The sequence below is a fragment of the Polymorphospora sp. NPDC051019 genome (assembly GCF_040683055.1).
GTDB lineage: Bacteria > Actinomycetota > Actinomycetes > Mycobacteriales > Micromonosporaceae > Polymorphospora > Polymorphospora lycopeni.
Genome location: NZ_JBFBCH010000002.1, coordinates 216,216 through 231,887, shown reverse-complemented (window position 1 = coordinate 231,887; position 15,672 = coordinate 216,216). Strand labels below are relative to the sequence as shown.

Sequence of the window (15,672 nt, the reverse complement as noted above, 5' to 3'; positions counted from 1 at the left end):
ACACTCGCGGTCAGTCCCGCAGTTCGGCGACGGCGTCGGCCATCTGGCAACCGGTGGAGATACCGCAGTTGAGGAGCTGGTCGAGCTGGGCCGTGGTCACGCCCTGTTCGAGGTCGGTGATGACCTCGCCGCAGACCCGGACGCTGCCGTCGTCGTTGACGTGCACGAAGGCCTTGGGCCACAGCCGGTCGTGGTTCCACTCGTTGCAGAAGGCGTAGAGCCGCGGCACGTCGTCGATCCCGAACGTGCTGGCCGCCATCGTGCGGATCTGGAGCAGTTCGCCCGCGTTGCCGAGCCGGAAGAAGTAGATGAGGTTGTCGTCCCACTTGCCGAAGATGTCGCCGTCCTCGTCGGTGTGGAACGAGTAGTCCCGCGCGTCGAGCACCGAGGCGATCAGTTCGTGGCTGAGCGGTTGAAGTGTCTGCAACTGACCACCGCTGGTGGGTTCGTCTGAAGTGTCCTGGAAACCCGGCGGTGGCATGTGCGGCGTCCTTCCTGACGTGCGGGGGCGGGGGTGACGGACCACGGGCCCGAGTGGATCGCGGTCCGGCAGACAGCACGGTAAGGCCGCGCCGCCACCCCGCGTGTTGTGTGGCTTGTGCCGGTTGGTCCGCCCATGATGCTAGGCGGGTGTGACAGCCGGCACCGCCACCGGCGACAGACGGCGGGACACGGCAGTCAAAAGCGAGGATTAGTCGGACCGCGCGGCTACCGTGTGACTCTATGGCGGGGCGGACCTCTTCGGCTAACCGGCGTCGGAGCGCGTCACCGGCGCGCGGCGCCGCGACGCCGCGCGCCCGCCAACCGGCGAAGACCCGGGCCGCGGCCACCCCCCGCAAGCGGCCGGCCCGCACCCCGACCCGCGGCCGGGCCAGCCCCGCCGTCCACCTCGGTCGCGGCGTCCGTGCCGTGTGGATGGGACTGGCCCACTCCGTCGGCTGGGCGGTGCGCGCCGTCGGCCGCCAGGTCGCCCCCGCCCGCGACCTCGACCCGGGCCACCGCCGCGACGGCGCCGGCCTGTTCCTGCTCGGGCTGGCCATCCTGACCGGCGTCGCGGTCTGGTTCTCCGGCGCCGGGCCGGTCGGCGCCCGGGTCGCCGACACCGTGCGGCTCTTCCTCGGCGCGATCGCCGCCGCCGTCCCGCTGCTGCTGCTCGTCAGCGCGGTCAAGCTCATGCGCGAACCCGGCGACCCCGCACACCGGGGCCGCACCCTCGTCGGCTGGACCGCGCTGATCGTGTCGACCGCCGGGCTGCTGCACATCGGGCAGGACCCGGTCGACAACGCCCAGCGCGACTACGCCGGCGGCCTGATCGGGGCCGGCGTCGGGCAGTTGCTGGTCAAGGCGGTGACCGGCTGGGTCGCCGTACCCCTGCTCGTGCTGCTGATGCTCTTCGGGCTCCTGGTCATCACCGCCACCCCGATCAACAAGGTGCCGGAACGGGTCGGCATGCTCGTCGGCTCGCTGCTCGGCCGCCCGTCGGGTCCGTACGACCCCGACGACGACATCGACGACGCCGACGGTCCCGACGGGGAGGACGAGGAACCACCGCCGGCCAAGCGCCGCCCGGCCCGCCGCCGGGTCGCCACCGCCGCCGAGCCGGAACCCGCCGAGCCCGGATACGACGACCAGGAGGTCGTCCACGACACCGTGGTGCTGCCGCGCAAGCCGGCCGGCAAGGGCGCCGCCCGCAAGCCCGCCCCGCCGCCCGAGCACTCCCCGGCCCCGACCCGGGCCGAGCAGTTGGCCATCTCCGGGATGGCCGGCGACTACCGGCTGCCCCCCGCCAACCTGCTCAAGGGCGGCAGCGCGCCCAAGACCCGCAGCAAGGCCAACGACGACGTCATGGCCGCCCTCGAGGGCGTCTTCGACCAGTTCGGCGTCGACGCGGCGGTGACCGGTTTCACCCGCGGCCCGACCGTCACCCGCTACGAGGTCGAGCTGGGCCACGGCGTCAAGGTCGAACGGATCACCCAGCTCTCCCGCAACATCGCCTACGCGGTCAAATCGCCCGACGTACGCATCCTCAGCCCGATCCCGGGCAAGAGCGCGGTCGGCGTGGAGATCCCCAACTCCGACCGCGAGGACGTGGCACTCGGTGACGTCCTGCGCTCACGGGCGGCGACCAGCGACCACCACCCGATGGTGGTCGCCCTCGGCAAGGACATCGAGGGCGGCTACGTGGTGGCCAACCTGGCGAAGATGCCGCACATCCTGATCGCCGGCGCGACCGGTGCCGGCAAGTCCTCCTGCCTCAACTCCCTGCTGGTCTCGCTGCTGAGCCGGGCCACCCCCGACGAGGTACGGCTGGTGCTGATCGACCCCAAGCGGGTCGAGATGAGCGCGTACGAGGGGATCCCGCACCTGGTGACCCCGATCATCACCAACCCCAAGAAGGCGGCCGACTCGCTGGACTGGGTCGTGCGCGAGATGGACATGCGCTACGACGACCTGGCCGCCGCCGGGGTCCGCCACATCGACGACTACAACCGCAAGGTGCGCGCCGGGCAGGTCAAGCCGCCGCCGGGCAGCGAACGGGAGATCCGCCCCTACCCCTACCTGCTGGTGATCGTCGACGAGCTGGCCGACCTGATGATGGTCGCCCCGCGCGACGTCGAGGACTCCGTGGTCCGGATCACCCAGCTCGCCCGGGCCGCCGGCATCCACCTGGTGCTGGCCACCCAGCGGCCCTCGGTCGACGTCGTCACCGGCCTGATCAAGGCCAACGTGCCCTCCCGGCTGGCGTTCGCCACCAGCTCGCTCGCCGACTCCCGGGTCATCCTCGACCAGCCCGGTGCCGAGAAGCTCATCGGTCGCGGCGACGGACTCTTCCTGCCGATGGGCGCCTCCAAGCCGGTCCGGATCCAGGGTGCCTGGGTCGGCGAGTCCGAGATCAACGACATCGTCAAGTTCTGCAAGGACCAGCGCGAGCCGGAGTTCCGGCCGGACGTGCTCGCCCCGGCGCAGGACAACAAGAAGAAGATCGACGAGGACATCGGCGACGACCTGGACGTGCTGATCCAGGCGATCGAGCTGGTGGTGACCTCGCAGTTCGGGTCGACGTCGATGCTCCAGCGCAAGCTGCGGGTCGGGTTCGCCAAGGCCGGCCGGCTGATGGACCTGATGGAGACCCGCGGGATCGTCGGCCCCTCCGAGGGCTCCAAGGCCCGCGACGTGCTGGTCAAACCCGACGAACTCGAGGAGGCGCTCGCCGCGCTGCGGGCCGACGACTGACGCCGTACGGGTGCCGGGGGGCCGGGCTGTCAGCCCGGCCCGGTACCCTCGGGAGGTGTCTGTGACCTCCTCCTCCCCACCTCCCGACGGCCGCCGGGTGGCGCTGCTGACCCTGGGCTGCGCTCGTAACGAGGTCGACTCGGAGGAGTTGGCCGCCCGCCTGCACGCGGACGGATGGCAGGTCAGCACCGACGGCGAGGGCGCCGACGTGGTGCTGGTCAACACCTGCGGCTTCGTCGAGAAGGCCAAGCAGGACTCCATCCAGACCCTTCTCGACGCCGCCGACACCGGTGCCAAGGTGGTCGCGGCCGGCTGTATGGCCGAGCGCTACGGCCGCGAGCTGGCCGGCAGCCTGCCCGAGGCCCAGGCGGTGCTCGGCTTCGACGACTACCCCGACATCTCCGCCCGGCTCCGGTCGGTGCTGGCCGGGGAGCGGCTCGACGCGCACGTCCCGCGCGACCGGCGCGAACTGCTGCCGCTGACCCCGGTGTCCCGCCGCGACAGCGCGGTCGTGGTGCCCGGCCACGCGACCGTCGACGCGCACACCCCGGCCCACCTGCGGCCGGTGCTGCGCCGGCGGCTCGACGCCGGGCCGGTCGCCTCGCTCAAGCTCGCCAGCGGCTGCGACCGCCGGTGCTCGTTCTGCGCCATCCCCGCCTTCCGCGGCGCGTTCGTCTCCCGTACGCCCGACGAACTGCTGGCCGAGGCCGAGTGGCTGGCCAAGACCGGGGTCCGCGAACTGGTCCTGGTCAGCGAGAACTCCACGTCGTACGGCAAGGACCTCGGCGACCCGCGGCTGCTGGAGAAACTGCTGCCCCAGCTGGCCGCGGTCACCGGCATCGTGCGGGTCCGGGCCAGCTACCTCCAGCCGGCCGAGACCCGGCCCGGCCTGGTGGAGGCGATCGCCACCACGCCCGGTGTCGCGCCGTACTTCGACCTGTCGTTCCAGCACTCCAGCGAGCCGGTGCTGCGCCGGATGCGGCGGTTCGGGTCGACGGCCCGCTTCCTGGAGCTGCTGGAGTCGGCCCGGGCGCTCGCCCCGGAGGCCGGCGCGCGCAGCAACTTCATCGTCGGCTTCCCCGGTGAGACCCGGGCCGACGTCGACGAGTTGATCCGCTTCCTGACCGACGCCCGGCTCGACGCCATCGGCGTCTTCGACTACAGCGACGAGGACGGCACCGAGGCCGCCTCGCTGCCCGGCAAGGTGTCGGCGGCGACCGTGAAGCGGCGCTACGACAAGCTCGCCGCCCTGGCCGACGAGCTGTGCTCGCAGCGTGCCGAGGAGCGGATCGGGACGACGGTCGAGGTGCTCGTCGACTCGGTCGAAGACGGGCTGGTCGAGGGGCGGGCCGCCCACCAGGCGCCCGAGGTCGACGGTTCGACGACCCTGGTGGCGCCACCGACGGGCGGAGTGGACCTCGCCGTCCTGCGCCCCGGCGACCTGGTGCGGGCGACCGTGACCGGCACGGAGGGGGTCGACCTCCTCGCGGTGCCGGTCGAAATGATCTCGGCAGCGGCGTGACCGGGGCGGCCCACCGGGTCCGGCCGCGGCGCGACCGGGCGGGGACGTGCTGATGGAGACGACGAGTCACCCGCCGTCCAGTTCGTCCTCCGTCGCCGGCCAGGTGCCACTGCTCAACGCCGCCAACGCGCTGACCGCCCTGCGCATGGTGCTCATCCCGGTCTTCGCGGTGCTGGTCGTCACCTCGGCGATGACGCACTCCAGCACCCGGATCGCGGCCTGCGTGACCTTCGCGGTCGCCTCGGCGACCGATCTCGTCGACGGCTGGATCGCCCGCCGGTTCGGGCTGGTCACGGCGTTCGGCAAGGTCGCCGACCCGATCGCCGACAAGGCGTTGACCGGGACCGCCCTGGTCCTGCTCTCCTGGTACGACCAGTTGCCCTGGTGGGTGACCGGGCTGATCCTGGTCCGCGAGTTCGGGGTGACGCTGATCCGGTTCTGGGTCATCCGCTACGGGGTGATCGCGGCCAGCCGGGGCGGCAAGCTGAAGACGGCGCTGCAGACCCTCGCCATCGTCTGGTACCTGTGGCCGGTGCCGGCGGCCCTGGCCGGTGTCGGTCCGTGGATCATGGCCGCGGCGGTGCTGGTGACCGTGCTCACCGGGCTCGACTACGTGCTGCGCGCCCTGCGGCTGCGCGGCCGGGCCGGATGACCGCCGGCCGGCCGGCCGGCGTCGACCCGGCGGGGCTGACCGGGCTGGTGGACCGGCTCAAGGCGCGGGGATCGACCCTGGCGACCGCCGAGTCGCTGACCGGTGGCCTGCTGGCGGCCACCCTGGTCGAGGTGCCCGGGGTCAGCGCGGTCTTCCGGGGCGGGCTGGTGGTCTACGCCACCGAACTGAAGGGGTCGCTGGCCGGCGTACCGGCCGGTCTGTTGGCCGAGCGCGGTCCGGTCGACCCGGACGTGGCGGTGGCGCTGGCGGACGGCGCGCGGGCCGCCTGCGGGGCCGACTGGGGGCTGGCGACGACCGGGGTGGCCGGCCCGGAGCCGCAGGACGGCAAGCCGGTGGGGCTGGTCTACGTCGCGGTGGCCGGTCCGCCGGGGCCGGCGGTCCGCCGGCTGACCCTCGACGGCGACCGGACCGCCGTCCGGGCGGGTACGGTCGTCGCCGCGCTGCGCCTGCTGGCCGAACAAATCGACGCCGCCACCGGCGTCGGAGGAGCGGCCGCCGCTACCGGCGTCGGAGGAGCGGCCGCCGCTACCGGCGTCGGAGGAGCGGCCGCCGCTACCGGCGTCGGAGGAGCGGCCGCCGCTACCGGCGTCGCAAAAGCGGCCCCCGCCACCAGCGCCGGGCGGGGTGACGAGCCGCCGGAATCTGGCTGAAACCAGCGAGATGTGCCCGATGGGTGGGATTCTGGGCCCCCGCGGCGGACTGATCACCGCGGGGGGATGGTGGACGAATGCCCCGGCGGGGCAGGATGTCTTAAGGGCTCCGCAGCGGGTACGGTTGCGGGAAGCCTCCGGCAGACGCCGGTTGGCCCCGCGTGAGGAGGAGGTGCCATGGTCCTGCTACGCCGGGTGATCGGTGACGCATTGCGCGCGCGCCGGCAGGGACAGCACCGCACCCTACGCGAGGTCTCCACCGCCGCCAACGTCAGTCTCGGCTATCTGTCCGAGATCGAGCGGGGTCAGAAGGAAGCGTCCAGCGAGCTGCTCGCGTCGATCTGCGACGCGCTCGGCGCCCACCTGTCCGACCTGCTGCGCGAGGTCAGCCACACGGTCGCGCTGGCCGAGCAGATGCAGGGCGTGCTGGTGCCGGTGCAGGACGCGCCGGGTGCCGATCCGGCCGTCGGGCGCGAGGTGCGGCCCGCCGGCGCCGCCCGTCCGGCCCGGACCGCGGTCGGCGCGGACGCGCGTGCCGCCCGGGCCGCCGAGGTGCGGCCCACCGCCGACGCCGGCCGGCTGCCGGTCGGTGAGGCCAAGGTGCGCCAGGTCACCTCCGACGGCAAGGTTTCGGTGTCGGTGCGCCAGGAGGGGCCGCTGAAGGCGACCCTGCGGACCACCCGCACGGTGCGCTCCGGCAAGAAGCACGACCTCGACGTCGTCTACGCCGCCTGATCAATCGCCCGCGCTACCCATTGTGTCCGTACGGGCACGCGCCGGCTCGGCAATGCTGGCTGAGCCTGGGTAAGGTTGATCTCCTGACCGGACCGTATCCCCGGATATCCCCCTGAGGCCGGGTGACGCGCTGGCGCCGGGCTGGGACGATGGAGACGTGCCGTACGGTCGCCCGGGTCGGGTCGACCCGGGCGGGACACCGCACTGATGACACTGAGGGGACACGCGAATATGGCGAACCCGTTCGTCAAGGGCTGGCGCTACGTGATGGCGCTCTTCGGCGCCAAGATCGACGAACATGCCGATCCGAAGGTGCAGATCCAGCAGGCCGTCGAGGAGTCCCAGCGCCAGCATCAGGCGCTCGTCCAGCAGGCGGCCGCGGTGATCGGCAACCAGCGGCAGCTGGAGATGAAGCTGTCCCGCCAGATGTCCGAGGTCGAGAAGCTCCAGTCGATGGCCCGGCAGTCGCTGGTGCTCGCCGACCGGTCGCGGGCCTCCGGTGACGAGGCCGAGGCCGGCAAGTACGAGCAGACGGCGCAGACGCTGGCGACCCAGCTGGTCTCCGCCGAGCAGTCGATGGAGGACCTCAAGGCGCTGCACGACCAGGCGCTGGCCGCTGCCGCCCAGGCCCGCCGGGCGGTGGAGAACAACGCGATGGTCCTGCAGCAGCGGCTGGCCGAGCGCACCAAGCTGCTGAGCCAGCTCGAGCAGGCCAAGATGCAGGAGACCGTGGCCCGGTCGCTGGAGTCGATGTCGTCGCTGGCCGCACCGGCCAACACCCCGTCGCTCGACGAGGTCCGCGACAAGATCGAGCGCCGTTACGCCAACGCGATGGGCCGGGCCGAACTGGCCAGCAACTCCGTCGAGGGCCGGATGCTCGAGGTGCAGAAGACGACGCTGGACATGGCCGGCTCGTCGCGGCTGGAGCAGATCCGGGCCAGCATGGCCGGTGAGCAGTTGGGTGGCCAGCAGGCCGCCGGGCAGCCCTCCGTCGGCCAGGCCGCGACCGGTGACCCGGCGAGCGTGGCCCGGCTGGACGAGATCCGGGCCAGCCTGTCCAAGGAGCGCAACACCGGCGATCAGAGCGCCGCCGGCTGACCCGGCCGGGGCGGGGGAGGAGCTTCACGTGGCCGACCAGCGGGCGCGCTACTTCCGCCGGCTCCGCAAGCTGCGCCGGTCCGCCCGGCGCTGGACCGTGCTCGGTGGCGGCTTCGGTGGGGCCGCCGCCATCCTGATCCCGTACGCCGGGATCGGGCTGCCCGACGCCGCCTGGGCCGCCGCCGCGGGTGGTTCGATCGCGCTCGCCGCGTGGCGGTGGATCGACCTGCGGGCGCTGGCCGCCCAGCCGGCGCCGCCCCCGCCCGAGCCGGTGAGCCCCGAGCAGGCCCGGGCCCGGCTGGTCGCGGCGGTCGAGCGGCTGCCCGTCGGCAAGACCGCGATGGAGGAGGTCCGCCGGCAGCGGTCCCGGATGGCCCTGCGCGGCTCCTCGGCGGCCGAGCCGTCGGCGCGACTGGACCGGGCGTCGGCGGCGATGGCCGGGCTGGCGGGCGACCTGACCGGCTCGGCCGACGCGGCGGTGCTGGACGCGGCGGTGGCCGAGCGGTCTTTGCGCGAACTCGCCCAGCGGGTGGCCGGCGTGGAGCGGGCGCTGCGGGTCGCGCCCGCCGACTCCCGTGACGGTCTGGACGAGGCGCACCGCAACCTGGTCGACCAGTTGACCGGGGGCGTGACCGCCTACGAGCGGCTGGTCGCGGCGGCGGCGGGGTATGTGGCCGAGGACGGCCGGGGTGCCGTGGAGCATCCGGCGGTGTCGCAGTTGGCCGACGCGAGCGAGCGGCTGCGCGGGGTCGCCTCGGACCTGGCCGAGTTGCGCAAGTTCGCCGACCCGATGCGGGCCCAGCAGCAGCACTGACGGCGGCCGGGCACCGGGTGCCCGGCCGGCGGTCCCGACCGGCGTCGCCCCTCGCCCACGCGGGTTCTGGATTGCGGATCAATCCGGCGAATCGATCAAGCCGATCTTGTGTTTACGTAACCGTTACCAATGTTGGCTTGTCTATGTCTTGCGCCGTCGGGGCGTACCGGGGCTAATTTGTTCAACCACCCTACAAAATGGAGCGGGCGACCTCGGCGGGTCGCGCGCGCCTGAACCCCACCACCCGACTCCGGCCCTTCGGCGAGCTGGCGACGGGACTCATCCCTGTCCTCGACAGATGATGGAGATCCCCGTGTCCCCAACGCGCCGATCGCGATCACCGCGCGCCCTGACCCGCCTCCTGCTCACCGGCACCGTCGCCCTCGCGCTCGCCGCGACCGGCGTGGTGGCCGGCCCGGCACCCGCCTCCGCCGCGCCCGTACCCACGCGCGCCGTGACGGCGGTCGACCCGTACTCGGTCCTGGTCTTCTCCAAGACGGCCGGGTTCCGCCACGACTCGATCCCGGCCGGCATCGCCGCGATCCAGCAACTCGGCGCCGACAACGGGTTCACCGTCGACACCACAGAGGACGGTGCCGCGTTCACCGACGCCAACCTCGCCCGGTACGCCGCGGTGATCTGGCTGTCCACCACCGGCGACGTCCTCGACCCCGACCAGCAGGCCGCGTTCGAGCGGTACGTGCGGGCCGGCGGCGGCTACGTCGGCGTGCACGCCGCCTCCGACACCGAATACAGCTGGGAGTGGTACGGCGGCCTCGTCGGCGCGTACTTCTCCGCCCACCCGGCCAACCAGCAGGCCACCATCAAGGTCGAGGACCCGGCGCACCCGTCCACGGCGGCGCTGCCGGCGAACTGGTCCCGCTACGACGAGTGGTACAACTTCCAGACCAACCCGCGCGGCGACGTACACGTGCTCGCCAGCCTCGACGAGCGGACGTACACCCCGGGGGCCGGGGCGATGGGCGCCGACCACCCGATCGCCTGGTGCCACGACTACGACGGCGGCCGGGCCTGGTACACCGGCGGCGGCCACACCAACGAGTCGTACACCGAACCGGAGTTCGTCGCGCACCTGCTCGGCGGCATCCAGACCGCCGCCGGTGCCGTCGACGCCGACTGCCGGGCCACGCTGGACGACAGCTTCGAGAAGATCAGTCTGGACAGCAACACCAACAACCCGATGGAACTCGACGTCGCCGGCGACGGCCGGGTCTTCTACGCCGAGCGGGACGGCCGGGTCCAGGTGATCGACCCCGAGACCGGGCTGACCAGCACCGCGATGACCCTGCCGGTCTTCACCGGCAACGAGGACGGCCTGATCGGGCTGCGGCTCGACCCCGGCTTCGACACCAACGGCTGGATCTACCTCTACTACGCGCCGGCCGGCGGCGGCCCGCGCAACCTGCTCTCCCGCTTCACGGTCACCGGCACCACCATCGACCCGGCCAGCGAGAGCGTCGTCATCCAGGTCGACACCCAGCGCAACACCTGCTGCCACGCCGGCGGCAGCATGGTCTTCGACGCCGACGGCAACCTCTACCTGGCCACCGGCGACAACACCAACCCGTTCGAGTCCAGCGCCTACACCCCGATCGACGAGCGGCCGGGCCGGCAGGACTACGACGCCCAGCGCAGCTCCGGCAACACCAACGACCTGCGTGGCAAGGTGCTGCGGATCCACCCGGAGGACGCCGGCGGCTACACCGTGCCGACCGGCAACCTGTTCCCGGCCGGCACCGCGCAGACCCGCCCGGAGATCTACGCGATGGGCTTCCGCAACCCGTTCCGGATCGGCATCGACCAGCAGACCGGCGTGCTCTACGTCGCCGACTACGGCCCCGACGCCGGCACCGCCAACCCCAACCGGGGACCCGAGGGCCGGGTCGAGTGGAACGTCGTCGACGCGCCCGGCAACTTCGGCTGGCCGTACTGTCACGGCAGCAACCTGGCGTACAACGACTTCACGTTCCCGTCCGGACCGAGCGGGGCGAAGTTCGACTGCGCGGCGCCGGTGAACAACTCGCCGAACAACACCGGCCTGACCAACCTGCCGCCGGCGATCCCGGCCACCGTCGACTACGGCTACAGCCCCGACCCGCGTTACCCGGAGATCGGTGGCGGCGGCGCGCCGATGGGCGGCCCGGTCTACCGGTACGACCCCGAACTGGCCTCCGACACCAAGTGGCCGGCGTACTTCGACGGCAAGGCGCTGTTCGGCGAGTGGAACCAGTCCAAGATGTACACGTTCCAGGTCAGTGCCGACGCGACCGAACTGGTCGACATCAACAACCTGCTGACCGGCATGGAGTTCATCCGCCCGATGGACTTCGAGTTCGGCCCCGACGGCGCCCTCTACATGATCGAGTGGGGCAGCGGGTTCGGCGGGAACAACGACAACTCCGGCGTCTACCGGATCGACTACATCGCCGGTGACCGGGCCCCGATCGCGGTCGCCAGCGCCGAGCCCACGTCCGGGCAGGCGCCGCTGGCCGTACAGTTCTCCAGCGCCGGCTCCCGCGACCCGGACGGCGGCCAGATCACCTTCGCCTGGACGTTCGGCGACGGCGGCACCTCGACCGCCGCCAACCCGGCACACACGTACGCCGAGCCGGGCAACTACACCGCCCAGCTCACCGTCACCAACGAGAAGGGCCGCGACGCGGTCGCGAACGTGCCCGTCACGGTCGGCAACACCGCGCCGACGGTGACCATCGAGTTCCCGCCGGACGGCGGCTTCTTCGACTGGGGCGACCAGGTCGAATACACCGTGCGGGTCACCGACCCCGAGGACGGCGAGATCGACTGCGACCGGGTCGTCCTGCAGTCGTTCCTCGGGCACGACGAGCACTCCCACCCGCTGGACACCTACCACGGCTGCACCGGCACGGTGCAGACGTCGCTGGCCGCCGGGCACGGTGCCGAGGCCAACGTGTTCGCGGTCTTCGAGGCCAGCTACACCGACAACGGCGGCGTCGGCGGTGCCAGCCCGCTGACCGGCCGGTCCATCGAGCGGTTGCAGCCCAAGCGCAAGCAGGCCGAGTACTTCACCGCCACCGGCCGGACCGCCGACGGCACCGGAGGCGGCGACCCGGGCGTGCAGAAGGAGACCACCGGCGACACCGCCGGCGGCTTCCAGAACATCGGCTTCATCGAGGACGGCGACTGGTGGTCGGTCGCGCCCGCCAGCCTGTACAGCATCGACCAGCTCCGGTTCCGGGTCGCGTCCGCCGAACAGGGCGGCCTGATCCAGGTCCGCAGCGGCGCCGTCGACGGTCCGCTGCTGGTCACCGCCACGGTGCCCGGGACCGGCGCCTGGCAGACGTACACCGACGTCACGGTCGACCTGACCGACCCGCCGGCGGGCAGCGCACCGCTGTTCTTCGTCGCCAAGCATCCGAGCGGCGGCGCCAACTCGCTGTTCAACGTCAACTGGGTCGACTTCCTCGGCCGCGGCGTCACCGAGAACGCCCCGCCGACGGTGACCGTCACCGCCGACCCGACCACCGGCACCGCCCCGCTGACCGTGAACTTCACCGGGACGGCGACCGACCCCGAGGGCGAATCCCCGCTGACGTACCAGTGGGACTTCGGCGACGGCGGCTCGGCCACCACGGCGAACGCCACCCACACCTACACCGTGCCGGGCACGTTCACCGCCACCCTCACCGTCACCGACGCGCGGGGCGCCAAGGCGTACGCCAGCACCACCGTCCGCGCCGAGGCGCCCAACACGTCCTGCTTCGGGGCGCGTTCGGACGACTTCGCGGGCAACTCGCTCGACAAGACCCGGTGGACCACCGTCGTACGGGAGAACCAGCTCTACTCGGTCGCGGACGGCGTGCTGAAGCTGCCGACCTCGGTCGGCGACCTGTACGGCGCCCGGACCGACGCCACCAACATCGTGCTCCAGCCGGCGCCCGGCGGGGCCTGGCAGGCGACGACGAAGGTGACGGTGCCGGTCACCGCCAACTACCAGCAGGCCGGCCTCATCGTCTACGGCGACGACGCCAACTGGGCGAAGCTCGACCTGCTCTTCGGCGATTCCCGGAAGATCGAGTTCATCCGGCAGACCGCCGGCACCCCGCGCAACGAGGGGGCCGACGCCGCGCCGGCGCCGGCCGGTGACACCGTGTACCTGCGGATCATCAGCGACGGTACGACGCTGACCGCCGAGGCGTCCGGCGACGGGCAGAACTTCACCCCGGTGGGCCGGTCGGCCGCGCTCGCCGGCATCGAGAACCCGAAGATCGGCCTGTTCGCGCTCAACGGCGGCACCACCGCGCCGGTGGTCGAAGCCCACTTCGACTGGTTCCAGATCACCCCGGACGAGCCGGCCGGACCGGTCGAGCCGTCCGACGAGTTCGACGGCACCGCACTGGACAAGTGCCGGTGGGACGCGATCCTGCGCGAGGACGCGACCGCCTACCGGCTCGAGGGCGGGTCGCTGCGGATCGACGTACCGAACGGTGACATCTACACCGGCAGCAACACCGGGCCGACGAACTTCATCATGCAGGGCGCGCCGGAAGGTGACTGGACCCTGGAGACGAAGGTCGACGGCAGCCTGCTGAACGAGCAGTACCAGCAGGCCGGCCTCATCGTGCACGCCGACGACGACAACTACCTGAAGCTCGACTACATCGTCGACAACACCCCCGGTCAGCCGGTCTCGCGCCGGATCGAGTTCCGCAGCGAGATCGGGTCGGTGGTCCAGAACCCGCAGCCCCAGGTCACGAACCTCACCGATTCGGTGTGGCACCTGCGGCTGAGCCGGACCGGGAACGTCTACACCGCGTCGTACTCGCTCGACGGGCAGGAGTGGACGAGTTTCGAGCCGTTGACGAACGCCGCCGTCGGGGCCACCCCGAACGTCGGTCTGTTCACCCTCGGCGCCAACCAGACGGCGTCGAAGACCGCGTCGTTCGACTACTTCCGGCTGACCACGGAAACCGCCGACGGCACCGCGCCGGTCACCACCGGCACCGTCGACGGGCCGGTGACCGCCGGCTGGTACACCGGCCCGGCCACCGTCACCCTCACCGCCACCGACGAGGCCGGCGGCAGCGGCGTCGCGTCGACCGAGTACCAGCTCGACGACGAGACCGGCTGGACGGCGTACACCGAACCGGTGGTGATCAGTGGGGACGGCAGCCACGAGCTGCGCTTCCGGTCGACCGACGAGGCCGGCAACGTGGAGGAGACGAAGACCGTCGAGGTCCGGATCGACACCACCGCGCCGGTGACGGCGGCCGAGTTCGCCCCGTCGAACGACAACGGCTGGCACGCCGGCACCGTCCCGGTCACCCTCACCACGACCGAGACCGGCTCGGGCGTCACCAAGGTCGAGTACGCGCTCGACGGCGGTGACTGGACGCCGTACACCGAACCGGTCGACGTCAGCGGCGACGGACAGCACGAGTTGCTGTACCGGGCCACCGACGCCGCCGGCAACGTCGAGACGCTCAAGTCCGCGATCATCAAGATCGACGGTACGAAGCCGACCGTCATCGTCGCGGGGCTCGCCGACGGCCAGCTCTACGGGGACAGCCAGGACGTCCGGGTCACCTTCGCGGCCGTCGACCCCACCAGCGGCATCGAGGCCACCGTCGGGAAGCTCGACGGGGTGACGTACCACAGCGGGACGCTCCAGGCCATGTACGAGCTGACCCTCGGCATGCACGAGCTGACCGTCACCGCCACGGACAAGGCCGGCAACGAGACGACCTCGACCGTACGGTTCTTCGTCACCACCTCGTTCCGCGACATGCAGAACCTGATCGACCGGTTCAAGGCCACCGGGCGGTTGTCGAACAAGGCCCACCGGCAGCTCACGAACAAGCTGGCCAACGCCCGGCTGTCCGAGGCCGAGGGGCGTGACAACCGGGCGATCCAGCAGCTCACCGCGTTCCGGGGGCTGGCGTCGGACACCGCGCTGGTGACCGACGCCGAGGTGCGCGCGGTGCTCGTCCGCGACACCGACGCGATGATCGTCCGGCTGGGCGGTTCGGCCAGTACGGCCGGCGTCAGGGCCAACGACGGGAAGTCCGTGAAGGGGGCCGGCCGGGTGGCCGAGGACCCGACCCGGATCGCCCCCGGCGGCAAGCTCTAGGAACCACCGGTCGCCGGTAGGCGGCTTGCAAGGGGAAGTTCGGTCGCCGGCAGGCGGCTTGCAAGGGGAAGTTCGGTCGCCGGCAGGCGGCTTGCAAGGGGAAGTTCGGTCGCCGGCAGGCGGCCTGCAAGAGCAAGGAGGTGCGGGGCGGTCGCCGGACGGCCGCCCCGCATCCCGGCCACGGCGCCACCCGGCGCCACTGGAGGTTTGGTCAGATGCGACTGCTCAGAATCGTCCTCGTCACCCTGCTGGCCGCCCCGCTCGTCGCGGTGGGTGGCCAGCCGGCCGCCGCGCACGGTGGCAAGGTCACGCTCGAGGTGGCCGGTGACGGTGGTGCCGGGGTGACCATCCAGGCCCGGTACGAGGACGGCCACCCGGTCGACAACGGCATGCGGCTGGTCCTTAACGGCACCGGCGAGGGCGGTCGGATGGTCGGGCCGGTGCAGGTCGGCCCGTCGAACGAGGGGCTCGGTTTCTACCGGGTCGGATCGCTGCTCTCGCCCGGCGACTGGGAGATCACGGTCGACACGCCGCCGCCGAACCCGACCCGGGTCACCACGTCGGTGCGGGCCCGCGTACCGCAGGAGGCTCCGCCCGGCGCGGCCGGGCCGGCCGCCGCGGACGCCGGGGAGGGGTCCGGGATGCGATGGTGGCTTGTCGGGGGAGCGGCGGTGGTGGTCGTCGGCGCCGTGGGCCTGGCCGTGGTGAACCGGCGCCGTCTCGTACCGGTGCGTGCCCGTCGCTGAGCCGCCGGTCAGTGGCACCGGTCACCTGTCGGCCAGTCGATAGTTACGAGTGTCCTGGCCACACCCCTGT

At 72.2% G+C, this 15,672-nt stretch carries 9 protein-coding genes and 1 pseudogene; 9 read left to right on the top strand and 1 reads right to left on the bottom strand.

The features are described from left to right. Nucleotides 1–10 precede the first annotated feature (10 nt). Complete coding sequence (locus AB0M79_RS05165; protein ID WP_364207948.1) at nt 11–481, bottom strand: YbjN domain-containing protein; 471 nt, start codon at nt 479–481, stop codon at nt 11–13. 242 nt (nt 482–723) lie between these two features. Between AB0M79_RS05165 and AB0M79_RS05160 the strand changes: the two genes are divergently transcribed. The 9 genes and pseudogenes from AB0M79_RS05160 to AB0M79_RS05120 all read left to right on the top strand — a co-directional run bounded on the left by AB0M79_RS05160 (nt 724) and on the right by AB0M79_RS05120 (nt 15,602). Beyond that, entirely contained in the window at nt 724–3,234 is a 2,511-nt protein-coding gene (locus AB0M79_RS05160; RefSeq protein ID WP_364207946.1) for a DNA translocase FtsK 4TM domain-containing protein, read from the top strand. Nucleotides 3,235–3,289: 55 nt separating this feature from the next. Then, the gene (gene rimO / locus AB0M79_RS05155; RefSeq protein WP_364207944.1) at nt 3,290–4,756 is read left to right on the top strand and encodes a 30S ribosomal protein S12 methylthiotransferase RimO; all 1,467 of its coding nucleotides are present in this window, start codon (nt 3,290–3,292) and stop codon (nt 4,754–4,756) included. Between the two features lie 52 nt (nt 4,757–4,808). Continuing rightward, on the top strand, nt 4,809–5,408 hold the full coding sequence (pgsA, locus tag AB0M79_RS05150; RefSeq protein WP_357535888.1) for a CDP-diacylglycerol--glycerol-3-phosphate 3-phosphatidyltransferase: 600 nt from the start codon (nt 4,809–4,811) through the stop codon (nt 5,406–5,408). Beyond that, nucleotides 5,405–5,902 (top strand): annotated as a pseudogene (locus tag AB0M79_RS05145) (CinA family protein); the annotation flags it as partial. The gene pgsA and the pseudogene AB0M79_RS05145, both read left to right, overlap by 4 nt. Nucleotides 5,903–6,256: 354 nt before the next feature. Then, nucleotides 6,257–6,814 (top strand): helix-turn-helix transcriptional regulator, encoded by a 558-nt coding sequence (locus AB0M79_RS05140; RefSeq protein WP_364207942.1) that lies wholly within the window; start codon nt 6,257–6,259, stop codon nt 6,812–6,814. Between the two features lie 231 nt (nt 6,815–7,045). After that, nucleotides 7,046–7,912: a PspA/IM30 family protein gene (locus tag AB0M79_RS05135; protein WP_364207940.1), complete on the top strand. Its 867-nt coding sequence runs from the start codon at nt 7,046–7,048 to the stop codon at nt 7,910–7,912. 28 nt (nt 7,913–7,940) lie between these two features. Continuing rightward, nucleotides 7,941–8,726, top strand: a complete 786-nt coding sequence (locus tag AB0M79_RS05130; protein WP_357535893.1) for a hypothetical protein — start codon at nt 7,941–7,943, stop codon at nt 8,724–8,726. Between the two features lie 313 nt (nt 8,727–9,039). Then, a complete protein-coding gene (locus AB0M79_RS05125) occupies nt 9,040–14,856 on the top strand; it encodes a ThuA domain-containing protein (protein WP_364207938.1) in 5,817 nt (1,938 codons plus the stop codon). Between the two features lie 215 nt (nt 14,857–15,071). Further along, nucleotides 15,072–15,602, top strand: a complete 531-nt coding sequence (locus tag AB0M79_RS05120; protein WP_364207936.1) for a hypothetical protein — start codon at nt 15,072–15,074, stop codon at nt 15,600–15,602. Nucleotides 15,603–15,672 lie beyond the last annotated feature (70 nt).